General features: G+C 35.9%; 12 protein-coding genes. All 12 read right to left on the bottom strand.

Translation table 11 applies throughout. The features are described 5' to 3' along the window. Positions 1-61 precede the first annotated feature (61 nt). Positions 62-3,883 carry a DNA-directed RNA polymerase subunit beta gene (gene rpoB, locus BLS98_RS18365; RefSeq protein WP_089738164.1) on the bottom strand — a complete coding sequence of 1,274 codons (3,822 nt, stop codon included), beginning with the start codon at positions 3,881-3,883 and terminating at the stop codon, positions 62-64. Positions 3,884-4,329: 446 nt separating this feature from the next. Continuing rightward, the gene (locus BLS98_RS18360) at positions 4,330-6,930 is read right to left on the bottom strand and encodes a T9SS type A sorting domain-containing protein (protein WP_089738162.1); all 2,601 of its coding nucleotides are present in this window, start codon (positions 6,928-6,930) and stop codon (positions 4,330-4,332) included. A 44-nt stretch (positions 6,931-6,974) separates the two neighbouring features. Continuing rightward, positions 6,975-8,129: a hypothetical protein gene (locus BLS98_RS18355; protein WP_089738160.1), complete on the bottom strand. Its 1,155-nt coding sequence runs from the start codon at positions 8,127-8,129 to the stop codon at positions 6,975-6,977. A 117-nt stretch (positions 8,130-8,246) separates the two neighbouring features. Then, on the bottom strand, positions 8,247-8,660 hold the full coding sequence (locus BLS98_RS18350) for a hypothetical protein (protein ID WP_139166151.1): 414 nt from the start codon (positions 8,658-8,660) through the stop codon (positions 8,247-8,249). A gap of 356 nt (positions 8,661-9,016) precedes the next feature. Beyond that, positions 9,017-9,385 carry a 50S ribosomal protein L7/L12 gene (rplL, locus tag BLS98_RS18345; RefSeq protein WP_045501110.1) on the bottom strand — a complete coding sequence of 123 codons (369 nt, stop codon included), beginning with the start codon at positions 9,383-9,385 and terminating at the stop codon, positions 9,017-9,019. 46 nt (positions 9,386-9,431) lie between these two features. Beyond that, positions 9,432-10,019 (bottom strand): 50S ribosomal protein L10, encoded by a 588-nt coding sequence (gene rplJ, locus BLS98_RS18340; protein WP_045501111.1) that lies wholly within the window; start codon positions 10,017-10,019, stop codon positions 9,432-9,434. A gap of 17 nt (positions 10,020-10,036) precedes the next feature. Further along, positions 10,037-10,729: a 50S ribosomal protein L1 gene (gene rplA / locus BLS98_RS18335; RefSeq protein WP_045501112.1), complete on the bottom strand. Its 693-nt coding sequence runs from the start codon at positions 10,727-10,729 to the stop codon at positions 10,037-10,039. 11 nt (positions 10,730-10,740) lie between these two features. Further along, positions 10,741-11,187, bottom strand: coding sequence for a 50S ribosomal protein L11 (rplK, locus tag BLS98_RS18330; RefSeq protein WP_045501113.1), 447 nt, complete (start codon positions 11,185-11,187; stop codon positions 10,741-10,743). Positions 11,188-11,479: 292 nt separating this feature from the next. After that, positions 11,480-13,108 (bottom strand): T9SS type A sorting domain-containing protein, encoded by a 1,629-nt coding sequence (locus BLS98_RS18325; RefSeq protein ID WP_089738156.1) that lies wholly within the window; start codon positions 13,106-13,108, stop codon positions 11,480-11,482. A gap of 143 nt (positions 13,109-13,251) precedes the next feature. Continuing rightward, positions 13,252-14,811, bottom strand: a complete 1,560-nt coding sequence (locus BLS98_RS18320) for a tetratricopeptide repeat protein (protein WP_111994844.1) — start codon at positions 14,809-14,811, stop codon at positions 13,252-13,254. 179 nt (positions 14,812-14,990) lie between these two features. Next, positions 14,991-15,659 carry a hypothetical protein gene (locus tag BLS98_RS18315; RefSeq protein WP_089738151.1) on the bottom strand — a complete coding sequence of 223 codons (669 nt, stop codon included), beginning with the start codon at positions 15,657-15,659 and terminating at the stop codon, positions 14,991-14,993. A gap of 5 nt (positions 15,660-15,664) precedes the next feature. Further along, positions 15,665-16,312 (bottom strand): hypothetical protein, encoded by a 648-nt coding sequence (locus BLS98_RS18310; RefSeq protein WP_089738149.1) that lies wholly within the window; start codon positions 16,310-16,312, stop codon positions 15,665-15,667. Position 16,313: the final 1 nt, after the last annotated feature.

The following is a 16,313-nucleotide window of genomic DNA, read 5'->3' as shown; positions in this document are numbered from 1 at the left end:
CTTTCTCTCTTATATCTCGGAGTTTATTAATTCTTTAATTTTTAGTAATTAAATCTTTAATTTACTCCTCCAATCTTACGTCTAATCCAAGACCTTGTAACTCGTGAAGTAATACGTTGAATGATTCTGGAATACCTGGTTCAGGCATAGATTCACCTTTTGCAATTGCTTCATAAGTTTTTGCTCTACCAATCACGTCATCCGACTTCACAGTAAGGATCTCTCTCAGGATGTTAGATGCACCGAATGCTTCAAGTGCCCAAACCTCCATCTCTCCGAATCTCTGACCACCGAACTGAGCTTTACCTCCTAACGGCTGCTGAGTAATCAATGAGTAAGGACCAATAGAACGTGCGTGCATCTTATCATCAACCATGTGACCTAGTTTAAGCATGTAGATAACACCCACTGTAGCTGCCTGTGTAAATCTTTCTCCGGTACCACCATCATAAAGGTGAGTGTGACCGAATTTAGGAAGACCTGCTTTCTCAGTGTACTCAGTAATCTGATCAAGAGTTGCTCCATCAAAGATTGGCGTAGCGAACTTCATTCCTAATTTCTGACCAGCCCATCCAAGAACTGTTTCATAGATCTGTCCGATGTTCATACGAGAAGGTACCCCTAGTGGATTCAATACGATATCTACTGGTGTTCCGTCTTCTAGGAATGGCATATCTTCTTCACGAACGATTCTTGATACGATACCTTTGTTACCGTGACGTCCTGCCATTTTATCCCCTACATTCAGTTTACGTTTCTTAGCGATGTAAACTTTAGCCAACTTCATGATACCTGCTGGAAGCTCATCTCCGATTGAAATTGCAAATTTCTCACGGTTTTTAACTCCCTGGATGTCGTTATATTTGATTTTGTAATTGTGAATCAATTGTTTAATCAATTCATTTTTGTCAGCGTCAACTGTCCAGTCTGCACCACTAACGTTTACATAATCTTCAACTGAAGTCAATAATTTGTGAGTGAACTTCACACCTTTACCGATGATTTCTTCATCAAGGTCATTTTGTACCCCTTGAGAAGTTTTACCGCTTACCAGTGTATTTAATTTTTCAATTAAAGTGTTTCTCAACTCATCAAACTTAGCTTTGTAAGTATTTTCAATCTCTTCAAGTCTAAGTTTTTCTTCAGTTCTTTTCTTTTTGTCTTTAATATTTCTAGAGAACAATTTCTTGTTGATAACAACTCCTCTTAATGAAGAGTCAGCTTTTAATGATGCATCTTTTACATCACCAGCTTTATCACCAAAGATTGCTCTAAGAAGTTTTTCTTCAGGAGTTGGGTCAGATTCACCTTTTGGAGTAATTTTACCAATCATGATATCTCCAGGCTTCACTTCAGCACCAATTCTGATCATACCGTTCTCGTCAAGATCTTTAGTAGCTTCTTCTGATACGTTTGGAATATCAGCAGTAAGTTCTTCCATACCTAATTTAGTATCACGAACTTCTAGTGAATATTCATCTACGTGGATTGAAGTAAACCAGTCTTCACGTACAACTTTTTCGTTGATTACGATTGCATCCTCGAAGTTGTATCCTTTCCAAGGCATGAACGCTACTACTAAGTTTCTACCAAGAGCTAATTCTCCTTTTTCAGTAGCATAACCGTCACAAAGTACCTGTCCTTTTTCCACTACATCACCTACTCTTACGTTTGGTCTTAGGGTAATTGTTGTACTCTGGTTAGTTTTTCTAAACTTAGTAAGTTTATATGTTTTAGTAGCAGACTCAAATTGTACTAAATCTTCGTCTTCGCTTCTTTCGTACTTAATAACGATTCTGTCAGCATCTACATACTGTACAGTACCTGTACCTTCAGCGTTAATTAAGATTCTTGAATCTCTTGCAACTTGTTGCTCAAGCCCTGTACCAACAACTGGAGCCTGTGGCTTCAATAGAGGAACGGCCTGACGCATCATGTTAGATCCCATCAATGCACGGTTCGCATCATCATGCTCCAAGAAAGGAATTAATGAAGCGGAAATACCGGAAATCTGGTTTGGTGCAACGTCGATAAGGTTAACCTGAGCAGGCTCCACTACCGGATAATCACCATCTAATCTTGCAATAATCCTGTCTGTTAAGAAATCACCACCATCACTTAATTCAACGTTTGCCTGAGCAATTACTTTATCTTCTTCGTCTTCAGCATTCAGATAAATAGGAGCAGCGTTAAGATCAATCTTACCACCTTCTACTTTTCTATATGGAGTTTCGATGAAACCAAGGTTGTTGATTTTTGCATAAATACCTAAAGATGAAATCAAACCAATGTTTGGTCCTTCCGGAGTTTCAATCGGACAAATTCTTCCGTAGTGAGTATGGTGAACGTCACGAACCTCGAAACCTGCTCTTTCTCTTGATAAACCACCAGGCCCTAGTGCAGATAATCTTCTCTTGTGAGTGATCTCTGATAGTGGGTTGGTTTGGTCCATGAACTGAGATAGCTGGTTGGTACCGAAGAACGAGTTAATAACAGATGTTAACGTCTTAGCATTAACAAGGTCAAGTGGAGTAAAGATTTCGTTATCTCTAACGTTCATTCTCTCTTTGATTGTTCTTGCAATTCTCGAAAGACCTACACCGAACTGTCCTGCTAATTGCTCACCAACAGTTTTAATTCTTCTGTTAGATAAGTGGTCAATATCATCAACATCAGTTTTTGAGTTTACTAACTCAATTAAGTGTCTTACAATTGCAATGATATCTTCTTTTGTAAGAACTTCAGTTGTAGTTGGGATGTTTAGACTTAATTTTTTATTCAATCTGTAACGTCCTACTTCACCTAAAGAGTATCTCTGCTCAGAGAAGAATAATTTTTCAATGATTCCTCTTGCAGTTTCCTCATCTGGTGGATCTGCGTTTCTTAACTGACGATAGATGTACTCTACTGCCTCTTTCTCAGAGTTAGTAGGGTCTTTTTGTAATGTATTCTGGATGATAGAGAATTCATTGCTGTTTTCTTTGTGAATCAAGATAGATTTCACACCAGCATCCAAGATAAGATCTAAGTGTTCTTTTTCAAGGATTGTTTCTCTATCCAAGATGATTTCGTTTCTTTCAATAGAAACTACTTCACCTGTATCTTCGTCTACGAAGTCTTCGAACCAAGTGTTCAATACTCTCGCAGCCAATGTTCTCCCTTCTACTTTTTTAAGGGCAGCTTTAGAAACTTTCACTTCTTCAGCAAGGTCGAAGATCTGAAGGATATCCTTATCAGATTCGTAACCGATAGCTCTTAATAAAGTTGTTAATGGTAACTTTTTCTTACGGTCGATATACGCGTACATTACGCTGTTGATATCCGTTGTAAATTCCATCCAAGATCCTTTGAAAGGGATAATTCTTGAATAGTAAAGTTTGGTTCCGTTAGCGTGGTAAGTTTGTCCGAAGAATACACCAGGTGAACGGTGAAGCTGCGTAACAATAACTCTTTCAGCACCATTGATGATGAAAGATCCACTTGGTGTCATGTAAGGAACCGGACCTAAATATACATCCTGAACCACTGTTTGGAAATCTTCGTGTTCCGGGTCAGTACAGTACAATTTAAGTCTTGCTTTTAGAGGAACTGAATAAGTAAGTCCTCTTTCCACACACTCATCAATTGAATAACGTGGAGAATCTACCAGATAGTCTAAGAATTCTAATACGAATTGGTTTCTTGAATCCGTAATTGGGAAATTCTCTTGGAAAGTCTTGTAAAGAGCTTCTGTCTTTCTGGCTTCAGGAAGTGTATCAAGCTGGAAAAATTCTCTGAAAGACTCTATTTGGATGTCCAAGAAGTCTGGAGTTACAATTTTTCCTTTCGCTGATGAGAAATTAATTCTCGGATTTCCTTGAGTTGTTGATTTTGTTTTACTCATAAAACTTTTAAGAAAGGGTTAAAAAATATTTTGATTCATTTAAAAATATCAGGAAAGAAAAGGAGAGAAAAGAGAAAAGAGAAAAGACATAGAGATATTTGGCGCTATCAGAAATTGTCTTTATTCTTTGTTCTTTATTCTTACAGTCTGATTCCTAACTGCAACACTGGTATATCTTTTCACAGCGTAATGCAAAATATTTTTCTTACTTTTGAGACGGTATTACCCGTAATATCTATAAACACGAAATCCCCTTCATGTTATTACACAATGAAAGAGTTGATTTTCAATATTTTATAAATTTACAAACAATTATTCGCGCCAAAAGAGGGGCAAAGATACAAAAAGTTATCCACAATAACAAATAAATCGTCTCATTTTTAAGCTGTTAAAATAAAAAGGCTGCCCGAAACGAGCAGCCTTCGCCTTATTATGAAGTTACAAAATTATTTTACAATAACCTTATAAGATTTCACTGTTGATTTGGTTTCAATCTTAATGATATAAACCCCTGTAGGCAATGATGCGGTATCAATACCTGTACGTGCAGAGAATTTATCAGACTTCACCGCTTTTCCTTCTGCTGAGAACAATGTGTACGTTCCTTCTTCCGAAGCTGTCACCATAAGGCTTTCTCCAGCTTTAACAGGGTTAGGGTAAATCTTCACATCATTAGCAGCTTGTTTTATTTCTGAAGTTCCAGAAGTTTTTGCTGTCGCTGTCAATGCATTTTTAAGCAATGAAGCGTATGGTGAAAGTGGAGAATTCGGTGCTCCTCTCTTCACAAGGTCTGTATCTACAACTGCCTGAATACCATCTTTATCACCATCATTAATTGTAGAGATAAATCCACCACCCAATGTATCAAGGTTACCTTTTCCTATCTTATACAGGTCAAAGTCTGAACCATTTGAAGTAATATCAAGGAAATCAGGAGTATTATCTCCATCCACATTTCTAATTGGATATTTTAAAGTTCCGGAATCCGGATATGTTTCCAATACATCGGCTAGACCGTTTTTACCTACTGCAACACCATTATCAATAATACCATTATGATCTGCATCTATCTGGTTAATCACTGAGATCGGAATACCTGATTCAAATAGATCTAAAATTCCATCGTTATCAGAATCCAGATCACGATAATTTGGAACAGCATCTCCCAAGACAGGAGTAATTAAGATATCTCCCTCTAAATCATCATCTTCAAATTTAGCATTCTTATCAAAATCTTCAATTGAATCCGGAATACCATCATTGTCAGAGTCAAAATCACAAGCATCTACAACACCATCACCATCGGTATCTAATGTTGGCGATTTGTCATTCACTACTGTACATCCTTCTGCACAATCCGGAATACCGTTACCATTATTATCTATACTATCATCACCATTAGGACAACGATCGAAGCAGTTTGGAACACCGTCATTATCATCATCTTTACTAGCAAATGCATTATAGATATAATAATTCTGAGGAATACGAACAGCTGTACCGCTATTGAAGGTAATTTTCATTCTGTTAAAAGGTTTTGTAGCCTTTCCTCCTACATAAAATTTATTGGAATTCGTTGTAAAGAAATTTCCACTAATAAGACTTCCTGAGCTTGTAAAAGTATCTGTTACAGAGTTTCCATTATATAATGTTACTGTAATATTTTCAAGAACGCTTACCCCAAGAAGGTTTCCTGCTTTTTCTACAGTAAATCCAGTCATTGTATTAGCAGGCAACATACTATTGCTGCTTACGGTTGCAAATGCTGAAAAAATACTGAAGATAGATGCAGCCGGAACTGTTGCTGTTGCATAATTGGATGGATTGTTATCCACAATAGCTTCCGGATTTGTCATTTTGGCTAAGATAAGGCCTAAGAATCCAGGTCCTGATGTCCAGCTTGATCCTGTTACTAGATTTCCAGGCACCGCTGATCCGCTGGTCTGAATTTTATCATCACATTCACAAGAAATCGGCTCTTCGAAAGCATAAAACACTTTAAGTGCTCCCAAATTAAATCCTACCGTCTGAGTAATCTTTAATCTTACTTCATTGAAAGGTTTAGTGGTTGTTAAAGTTAATTTCTGTTTTCCTGAACCATATCCTAGAACTTTAATATTGATCAATCCTCCACCATCTGAAAGTTGTCTTGAATCCTGAAGCTGACCAAACAAATAAGTTTCAATTGTAATATTCTTTAAAAATTCAGCACTTAATAATTTCCCCTGATCATCAGGCTCAATAACAAACCCAGTTCTGTTTCCTGCAGGATACACCTGATTTTTGTCTAAAACTCCTACTGAATAAGATCCTAATAATCCTATAGGAAGAACTACTTTCCCGAAAGAATTTTTATTTCCATCCCCTATATTTTCTTTGTTCTGAACATAAGAAAGAGGAGCAAGGAAACTACTGCTTCCGGACACATTACCATCTACACCACTTCCTGCAATAATATCATCACAAATTCCATTGTTGTCTACCGGTACTCTGGCTGGATCAAATGCAAATGCATAATACACATTCATTGCACTGAATACAGAAAGAACATTGGTTTGGTATAATCTCACTTCATTAAACTCTTTGGAAGTCTTAAAATGTAAGAATATTCTGTTTTTACTTCCCCCAAATGCCGGCACTGATAAAAGCGTACTGCTTGTAGTGGTTTCCTGAAGAACTCCATTTTTATAAGTACTGATTCTTAATGAACTTAAAAGATCAATCGTGATAAAGCTCGTTCCAAGATCTACATTAAATCCAGTAATATATCCTGCCGGATAAGTGGTATTATTATTTTTTACAGAGATTCCATTTCCACTTATTAAAGATGCGAAATTCCCCATATTCACACTGTTATCCAGACTGGCATCCACCACCGGATTCATACTTCCGCTATAACATGCTAGGCAAATTCCCGAGTTATTCACTGGTTTTGCTTCTACTCCCATCCCACGGATAGGCTCATAGCCCTGTTGGGCAAAAACTACAGCAGACATTATGAAAGTCATAAGGACTGCGGTTAGTTTCTCGAATAATTTTTTGGTCATTTTTTATTGTTTTATAAAGTTTGTGTTTCTATTTTTTAATTACATTAAAGGATCTGCCATATAAAAGCACTTGCTCCAGTCTGTCTACATCCCACAAAGTTCCCTACAGATGATGATACTTCATATATAATAGTTCCTGCATTTGAGGCATCACAGGTTGGCCTTGCATTGGCTCTAATTTGTATTGCTTTACTTACTTCCAGATCAGCAAAATTTGTTGAATTAGGAACCATATTAATTCCTACATTAGTAGTTGCAGCATTGTTCTCATTAAAAAACACCTGTGTCCCGTTTGCGTATACTGTTTGCCCTGAATTGGCTGTTCCGGAAAACCCTATTACATATGCTTTTCCTCCCACAGCTGAACTTGCAGAACCAACAGCAATACTATTTGGGTCTACTGTATTGCCACTCCCTATAGCAATTCCACCTTTATTGTTATGTTGATTCCCTATTGTGAGTCCTGCTACGCCACTCACAGTATTGGAGTTTCCAAATACAAGATGATTCGCTCCTGTTGCCGTGTTTAAATTTCCAATAATCTTTGCTCCGCTGGTAGCTGAGTTATTGGCTCCAATAGCTAATGCCGGGAAATTAGCGTTAATCGCAGTTGCCGTATTATTTCTTCCAATAGCAACATTGGATGATGTTGAATTGGTTGTATTATTTGATCCCCAGGAAAAAGCAGCATAAGGCCCAGATGCATCATTAGCATTTCCTCCTTGCAGCGTTCCGTCTACATCAAGTATTGCTTTTACATTTTTTTGGGTAGCCAGCACCAGATTTTGTCCATCGCTTGTTCCTAAATAATTTCCAGTGGAAATATCTGTTCCTAACGTTGAAGAAGTAGCTACTGTACCACTATTTCCCACTGTACGCCAGTCTGCATTTAAGTTCCCCCATTTTGAACCATCAAAATAATAGTAACCGGGTGCTATAACATTTACCGTTTGTCCGTTAGGAGCTGCCTCCACAACAGTAACATATACTATAGCTCCTGTTTGAGCAGCAGTATAGTTCTTAGCTTTCAGCTGTACTCCTGTAAGTCTTGGAGCAATAACTCCATCAAGTTTATTTGCATCTGATGGAAAGCCCATCACATCAAGACTAGCCTGCGGCTGTCCTACATTAATCCCAACCTGTGCAGATATAGAAACACCGACAGATAAAAGTGCTAGAGTGAATAATTTGTTTTTCATTGTTAGTTGATATTTGTTGTTTTTTTTGTGTTTGTTTTTTAGAAAGGACAGTTCAATAGCTATTTCATTTAAAACTGTAAATGAAACTCCACAAGGAACCGTAAAAAATCAGAAATATTATTTTATAGAGGTACTCATCAGTTTATCAGGGATTTTAATGATAAACTTAAAACCATCAATCAGTTTAACAGAGTTCACGTAAAACCTCTTAACCTGCTTTATTACACCCAATACATCCGAATGGTCAGCAAAATTTATTATTCTCCATTTATTCAAGACCGAAATAGATTTTAGATCCTTCACAGGTAAAAGAAAATAATCTCTGTCATTAACAATTGGCACATTACCTTGTAATGCGTTTTCAACAGCAAGATATTGAAAATCATCATTAATGTTTGTATGACGATAAACACTAAATCCCAGGGGACTCACTAGTTCCTGTGAAAACGTATCAGATAAGTATGGGTAAAGATTAGTATCATTACTATCTGTATAGTGCAGCAACTGGGGAATGTCTACTGCGACAGACATAATGCTTGTATTTAGTTTTCCTATAGCCGACAATAGCAGAAGAAATACTATTTGACCATAGGAAAGAAAATAATTTCTATCCAATTGTTGTGTTTTTTATTATTGCAAATATAATACTTTTTCAAACAAAACAATATTTTAATAAAAAAAATTCATTAAATTTATTCAATATAAATATTTTAACCAAAATATCATATTAATAATTATCAAATAGATAATGATAATAAAATATAACGCAATACGCTGTAAGAATATTCAAATACATTTATAAATAAAATGTATGTTTTATTTCATGTTAACAACAAAAAAAGCCTGAGCAAATGCTCAGGCTTCTTATATTTATAATAAAATTGAAATTATTTCAATTCTACTTCAGCACCAGCTTCTTCTAATTGCTTCTTAAGAGCTTCAGCTTCGTCTTTAGAAACACCTTCTTTAATAGCAGAAGGAGCTCCGTCTACGATATCTTTAGCTTCTTTAAGACCAGCACCAGTTAAATCTTTTACTAATTTAACGATAGCTAATTTAGAAGCACCTGCAGACTTAAGAATTACGTCGAATTCAGTCTTTTCTTCAGCAGCTTCACCTGCACCACCTGCAGCAACAACTACAGCAGCAGCAGCTGGCTCAATTCCGTACTCATCCTTAAGGATAGTAGCTAATTCGTTTACGTCTTTTACAGTTAGGTTTACTAGCGTTTCAGCTAAATTTTTTAAATCTGACATTGTTGTAATGTTTTTGTTGATTATTTATTTAATTTCTTGAGTGTAATTATTCAGCACTTGTTTCTTCAGTGCTTTCTGCAGCAGCTTCTGGAGCTTCAGCAGCAGGAGTTTCTTCAACTACAGGAGCAGCTTCTTCAGCTTTAGCTTCTACAGTTTCAGGTTTGTTTTGAAGAGCAGAAACAACTCTTTGGATTGGAGACTGAAGTAATCCGATGATTTCACCGATCATTTCTTCTCTAGACTTGATGTTAGCCAACATGTCTAGGTTGTTGTCACCTAAGTAGAAAGTTTCTTGAACAAAAGCAGACTTTAAAGCTGGCTTTTCTTCTTTCTTTCTGAATCCTTGGATTAACTTAGCAGGAGCGTTTGCTGTATCAGCAATCATCAACGCTGAGTTTCCTTTGAAAGTAGGGAACATTTCAGAGTAATCTACTCCTTCAATTTGCTCCATTGCTTTCTGTAAAAGTGTATTTTTAACAACTTTTACTTTGATGTTTTGCTTGAAAGCTTGTCTTCTGAAATCAGAAGATTTACCAGCGTTCAAACCGTCTAAATCTGCTACGTATACTACTTTTGCATCCTGAAGCAAATCTTTGATCTCTTGTATTGCTACAACTTTTTGGTCTTTTGTCATTGTCTTAAGGATTATTATTAGTTAACAGATTTAGTATCAATTGCAATACCTGGGCTCATTGTAGAAGACAAATAGATAGACTTCACATAAGTTCCTTTAGCAGCAGTTGGCTTCATTTTGATCAATGTAGAGATCAATTCCTGCGCATTTTCTTTGATCTTAGCAGCATCGAAAGATACTTTACCAATACCAGCGTGGATGATACCATACTTGTCTACTTTGAAATCAATTTTACCTGCTTTCACTTCAGTTACTGCTTTACCAATTTCCATTGTTACAGTTCCTGATTTAGGGTTTGGCATTAAACCTCTTGGACCTAATACTCTACCTAATGGACCTAATTTACCCATTACAGCTGGCATCGTAACGATAACGTCAACGTCTGTCCAACCATCTTTAATTTTTTGTAAATATTCGTCAAGACCTACATAATCAGCACCAGCAGCTTTAGCTTCTGCTTCTTTATCTGGAGTTACTAAAGCCAAAACTTTAACATCTTTACCAGTACCGTGAGGAAGAGATACAACACCTCTTACCATTTGGTTTGCTTTTCTTGGGTCTACACCTAATCTTACAGCGATATCTACAGAAGCATCAAACTTTGCAGTGTTCACTTCTTTTACAAGAGCTGAACCTTCTTCAAGGTTATAGATTCTTCCTTTTTCTACTTTGCTTAAAGCTTCCTTTTGCTTTTTAGTCAATTTTGCCATTTCTAATAGTTTTAAGCGTTAAAAGTTGGTTTAGTTCCTGTTACTCTTAATCCCATAGATCTAGCAGTACCTGCAACCATAGAAACAGCAGAGTCCATTGTAAAACAGTTAAGATCCGCCATTTTATCTTCAGCGATTTTCTTTACTTGTTCCCAAGTTACAGCACCTACTTTGTTTCTGTTTGGTTCACCAGAACCTCCCTTGATCTTAGCCGCATCCATTAACTGAATTGCTGCAGGTGGAGTTTTAATAACGAATTCAAAAGATTTGTCTTCGTACACTGTAATTACTACAGGTAAAACTTGCCCTGGCTTATCTTGGGTTCTTCCGTTAAATTGCTTACAAAACTCCATGATGTTCACACCTGCAGAACCTAATGCTGGACCTACTGGTGGAGAAGGGTTAGCTGCGCCACCTTTCACCTGAAGCTTTACCATTTTAAAGACTTTCTTAGCCATTGTTTGTTTTTTAAATTTGAATAATTAATGAGTTTGGAAGCATTTATTATTCAGTAGGTTATCGCACTCACTTATGACAAACCTACTTTTTGGACTGCAAAAGTATAAAATATTTTTGAAACTACAAACGGATATTGCTGATTTTTAAAAAGTTTTAAAAAATAATTGATATTCAGAAGTTCATATTCCAGATTTTCGTATTGATGAATATATTTTACTCTCTCATAAAAGAAAAGGAGAACATCTGACTGCTCCCCTTTCTTCCTAATTGAACTATTACTATTATGGAAAATTACTTTTTGAGAAATTTCATACTTTCTTCTTTTTCTTTTACCTTTAAAATATAGGCTCCTTTTATCAGATCTTTAACATCAATTATTCCCTGCGTCATCAATCCGGATTTCACTAATTGTCCTGCTGTATTATAAATTTTGAAATCCTGATCTTTTAATCCATCTATATGAATAAGGTCTACTGCCGGATTCGGATAAAATTTAATATTTGATTTTTTTCCTGAAATATCATTTGTTCCCATTGTACTATTAGGTAACAACAGATTCTGTGCATAAATCCCCGTTGGAGCTCCTTCAACATTTTTAGTTTCTTGGAACACGATTACTCCTTGTCCACTAATTGGTCTCAACACAGTTGTATAAGCTTTAGAGGCTGGAAAGGTTGCCATTGGAAGATATTGCTGAGGCCACTCAAAATCTCCGTTATCTTTTAATTGTACAGCATTCAGAGATACATTAAGTGCAGTACCTTCTTTTTTCTGCACCACAAAATAAGGTTTATCATTTACCAGCTGCAAATTGCTATAATGGAACATCGATATATTATCTACGGGAAATACCTGTTTAGCATGATCTGTAAATAATCTGGCTCCGCTATTTTTGTCGAATTTCTGTACAAACTCACCATTTTCTCCCTGAGATGAAGAACTGTAATTGGCAATAGACCATATATAAGAAGATCCAGGAGTAAAAGCGATCTTCATATCTTTTTCAAAATAGGTCTGATTGGTATCAAAATCTACTCCATAGACACCCCATGGAAGAGAACCATCTGTATTCACTCTTTGAAGGTAACCATCAAATCTCATATTTTCACCGGTACTATATCCGTAATACACTATGTTTCCATCCGCTGCTCCAGTATATTTTGCATTATAAGCAGTAGATTTAGTAGTAATCTGTTGGGCAGCATCCCAAAGTAATCCCCCATTTTTCAGGTTTAGCTTCTGAGCAAACAAATAGCTAGTAGTTCCAAAGGAGAGCTGTTTATGGAAAATAATTTCGCATTCATCTCCATTCAATTTAAAGAGGTCAGCAGGAATAGTATTTTTAGTAAGATCATTTGAAACAATCTGAGTGGGCGCTGTCCATACTGATTGCCCGGTAGGATCAAACATCTGAACTTTAGTATATTTCTGACTTGGAGGAAAATAGCCTACAACAATATTCCCATCTGATAATGGAAGAATCGTGGGTAAATACGCTTCACCCAAGCTAATCCCATTTGGCCATACCGATGTTCCCTGAGGTGTAATTTTAAAAACATATCCTGGAGTTCCGGCACCTGTTCCTGTTACCCCAATATAAAGATTATCTGATGCATCTACGGCTGTTTTTTCCATAACGGTATAAGTTCCCATAGGAATCTGATCTGAAACTTTAATTCCATTAGGACCTAATTGTTTGTTTCCAGCTTGATCCAGAATCTGAACCCAAAGTTCAAAATTAACCGGTGCCGGCACACTTTTCCAGAATCCAATATATGTTTTCCCATCACTCATTGTTTCAGCAAAAGAGCCGCCTCCTCCACTTGTTACCAGAAGATTTTGATTCAACGCAGGATTCCATTGTGCTTTTCCTATAAAACCTATGGAAAGACCTATAAAAAGAGTAAGTAATTTTTTCATTGTGGTATTGTTTTAAATAGGGAACAAAGGAATACAAAGTCCTTCAATCCTATTAAAAACACCCCACACAATTACCACATAACAAACAAAAAACACCACATCATCTCCACACACCAAAACATAAACAAATACAATTCAATCAATTACAATTCATTCAAATATTGGGCAAGATCTTCTTTTGTATTGGTAAGATTCATTTTTTTTCTTAAACGTGTTCTCGAATTTTCGATCGTTTTTGGGGTTACATTCAGGAGGTTTGAAATTTCTTTTGTGGATAATTTCAGTTTCAGCATTGCTGCCAGCCGTTTATCATAATTGGTTAATCCGGGATGTTTGCGATCAAGGTTTTCGTAAAATGACTCATGAATATTCAGAAAATGATATTCAAAATCTCCCCAAGAATCGTTTTTAGTGTTCAGTTTGATTTCGTTGATAATTCTTGAAACTTCATTAATCTCACTGTCTTTAAGCTTAGACTTCAGAACATTTACCTGTTCCAGCAATGATTTAAAGATCTCCTCTATCTTAGATTGCTCCATGGATTTATAAACCAGCATTTTTTCTTTCATCTGGTTGTCTATTTCCAATTGCTTTTCCCTGTTTTCTATTAGCTTTTTCTCAAGACGGAGTTTTTCGGCTTTGTTTCTGAAATTAATCAGTAATAAAATACTGATGATCACTATCAACAGAAGAATAACAGCCATCACCACATATAGTATATTCTTTTTGTCCTGTTCTATTGTATCCAGTCTTTTCTGTAGTTCATAGTCATGCTGTACTTTCAGCCGTTCTACATTCACAGCCTTTTCTTCTATATTCAGCAGCTCACGGATAGAATCATATTTTTTGAATGTTTCTACAGAATGTTTATAATCTTTATTCAGTTGATAAGCTCTATAAAGGGTTCTTAAATAATTGGTGTTATCAAAATTTACTCCATTAGAGGTTATATATTTTCCCACATTTTGAGCATACAGTAATGCTTTTTCCGGGTTTTGTGTTTCAATATAGAAGTTAGCAAGATTATAATTGACCTGATAATTTGATTTATGATCTTCAATATTATTTTTCTTCAAAATAGTATGAGCTTCCAACAGATAGTCCTCAGCTTTGATGTGATTTCCTTCCAAAAAATTAAGCTTTCCAAAGTTTGAAAAGACGAATGCTTTTAAAACAGGATTATCATATGTTTCGAAAGCTTTTAATCCTTCTTCAAAATAATATCTTGATGAATCCAGCTTTGATAAGACCAGATAAGCATTTCCTAAATTATTAAGTGCTTTGATGGTTTCTGTTTGCTGCTTTTTTTTCTGATAAAAGCTCAACAGTTTCTTGTAATAGGTAACTGCTTTTCTAGTATCATTCAGTTGTGAATACGTATAGGCAAAAATTCCGTCTATCTTAGCCCTTTTTTCTTCATCTTTATCTCCAAATATGTGATAAGCTTTGCTGGAGTAATCCAATGCAAGATCAAAATAGTTAGCATCACTGTAGATTTTTGCTGCTTCCAGATAAAAATTTGCCAAATCATTATCTGCAACATTTTTTCTTGCCTGCTGTATATTAAACTCTGCTTTTTTCCAATCCTTAAACTTTAGCTCATTGGCTATATCCATATATTGCTCATACTCTTTCTTAGCCTGTCCAAAGTACAGCATAAATGAAAGCAAAAACAGCGATGTAAAGAATAGTCGTTTCCCCATTTTAATATAATTCCATATAAAAGTATAAAATCATTTGAAAAAACAACAGACAATATTCACCTACACCTAATAAACTGATAAAAAATTTCAAATACAGCATGAAGATTATTAAAAAAAGAAACCAGACTATTCTTCAATAGCCTGGTTTCTTTCTTATCATTAATGATGACTTTCTTATATTAAAAACCTGCTGGTTTGTTAATCGTTTGAGTAGAACCATCAGTCCCTCCCAAATCAGCATTTACATCACTGATATTTTGTTTTGTGATCAATCTTTTATAAGCCATCAGGTAAAGATCCACTGTGAAATTGTTATAGGTTCTTGCTGGATTGGACGAAGTCGTAGCAATAATTCTACTATCTGTAAACCTTGCCCTAATATGCCAAGTACCATTGCTTTTGAACATAACAACATCAGGAGACCCCTGTCTGTTATCGTTCGTGCCATTATCTCCATAATCAAGCATAACATTGGTAGTCCCATCATTCAGCTTAAACGAATAGTTATGAAGTACGACAAGAAAGTTGTCTGCATTTATCTTTGTATCATAATCTGTAATTCCAGCTCCAGATACTCCGGTAAGTGAAAGCTTCAGATAATTGAATAACCCACTGCTTTCCAAAGTTGGATCATATAAGTCTAAACCATTTTGGGAAGTAGCAAGAAAACTCCCTCCTGTCATAGTAGGCTCTCCTGGATTTCTAAGATATAAAGAATTTGTATATGTCTTTCCATTAACGTCAAGTGTCTCGGTAGGATTAGCAGTATTAATTCCTACTTTCCCTTTCTGGGCATTTAGAAATAACCCCAGACACATGATTACTGTAATATAAATTTTCTTTTTCATATGTTTTATTGAAGCCCTAAAGGCGTATTGGTTGATACTCCTGAATATACAGGTGAAGCAGATGCTGAAACCGAACCATTGAAAGTTCCCCAATCTTTAACTAAGGATTTTTCAAAAACGTTCAATGTAAGAGTCCATGTTCCATTTTGTGATGAAACGGTACCCGCGCCTTTAAAACCCAGATTGATCGCATGGTAATTTTTGCCTCCGCTTGTGACCTGAGTTACTTCTGTAGAGTAAGAACCAAAAGATTTGGGGGTGGTTGTGGATATTGTTGCCGATGTTGCTACTGTAAAAACAGCCCCTGTAATAGCCACTACATATTTACTTGCATCTAAACCTGTATTTAGGTTAACCACCTCGTCCTGTTTAACATTTTTCAATATAACATTATACATATTTACGGGTGCTACGTTACGAAGTGAAATATCCAACAGCTTTACTTTACCCACAGGCGAAGTATCTTTCGAACGAGTAAGAAGAAGATAATTTCCACTTGCTTTTGTATTTTCTGTATCTATCAGATAGGATTCTACTAATGTTTCTCCTACTAGATCCAAAGCACCTTTAGGAGTAGTAGTATTAATTCCAACCTGAGCTTTCATGCTTAAAGAAGCAAAAGCCATCAAGAATACTATAATATTTTGTTTCATA

Source organism: Chryseobacterium jejuense (assembly GCF_900100075.1).
GTDB classification, from domain to species: domain Bacteria; phylum Bacteroidota; class Bacteroidia; order Flavobacteriales; family Weeksellaceae; genus Chryseobacterium; species Chryseobacterium jejuense.
The sequence above is the reverse complement of the archived record's forward strand: the minus strand, read 5'-3'. Positions and strand labels throughout refer to the sequence as shown.

What these genes read in the sequence shown, in the direction of transcription:
- BLS98_RS18350 (WP_139166151.1), bottom strand. Translation starts at nt 8,660, where the DNA reads ATGTCTGTCGCAGTAGACATTCCCCAGTTGCTGCACTATACAGATAGT.
- rplA (WP_045501112.1), bottom strand. Translation starts at nt 10,729, where the DNA reads ATGGCAAAATTGACTAAAAAGCAAAAGGAAGCTTTAAGCAAAGTAGAA.
- BLS98_RS18315 (WP_089738151.1), bottom strand. Translation starts at nt 15,659, where the DNA reads ATGAAAAAGAAAATTTATATTACAGTAATCATGTGTCTGGGGTTATTT.
- rpoB (WP_089738164.1), bottom strand. Translation starts at nt 3,883, where the DNA reads ATGAGTAAAACAAAATCAACAACTCAAGGAAATCCGAGAATTAATTTC.
- BLS98_RS18355 (WP_089738160.1), bottom strand. Translation starts at nt 8,129, where the DNA reads ATGAAAAACAAATTATTCACTCTAGCACTTTTATCTGTCGGTGTTTCT.
- rplK (WP_045501113.1), bottom strand. Translation starts at nt 11,187, where the DNA reads ATGGCTAAGAAAGTCTTTAAAATGGTAAAGCTTCAGGTGAAAGGTGGC.
- rplJ (WP_045501111.1), bottom strand. Translation starts at nt 10,019, where the DNA reads ATGACAAAAGACCAAAAAGTTGTAGCAATACAAGAGATCAAAGATTTG.
- BLS98_RS18310 (WP_089738149.1), bottom strand. Translation starts at nt 16,312, where the DNA reads ATGAAACAAAATATTATAGTATTCTTGATGGCTTTTGCTTCTTTAAGC.
- BLS98_RS18325 (WP_089738156.1), bottom strand. Translation starts at nt 13,108, where the DNA reads ATGAAAAAATTACTTACTCTTTTTATAGGTCTTTCCATAGGTTTTATA.
- BLS98_RS18360 (WP_089738162.1), bottom strand. Translation starts at nt 6,930, where the DNA reads ATGACCAAAAAATTATTCGAGAAACTAACCGCAGTCCTTATGACTTTC.
- rplL (WP_045501110.1), bottom strand. Translation starts at nt 9,385, where the DNA reads ATGTCAGATTTAAAAAATTTAGCTGAAACGCTAGTAAACCTAACTGTA.
- BLS98_RS18320 (WP_111994844.1), bottom strand. Translation starts at nt 14,811, where the DNA reads ATGGGGAAACGACTATTCTTTACATCGCTGTTTTTGCTTTCATTTATG.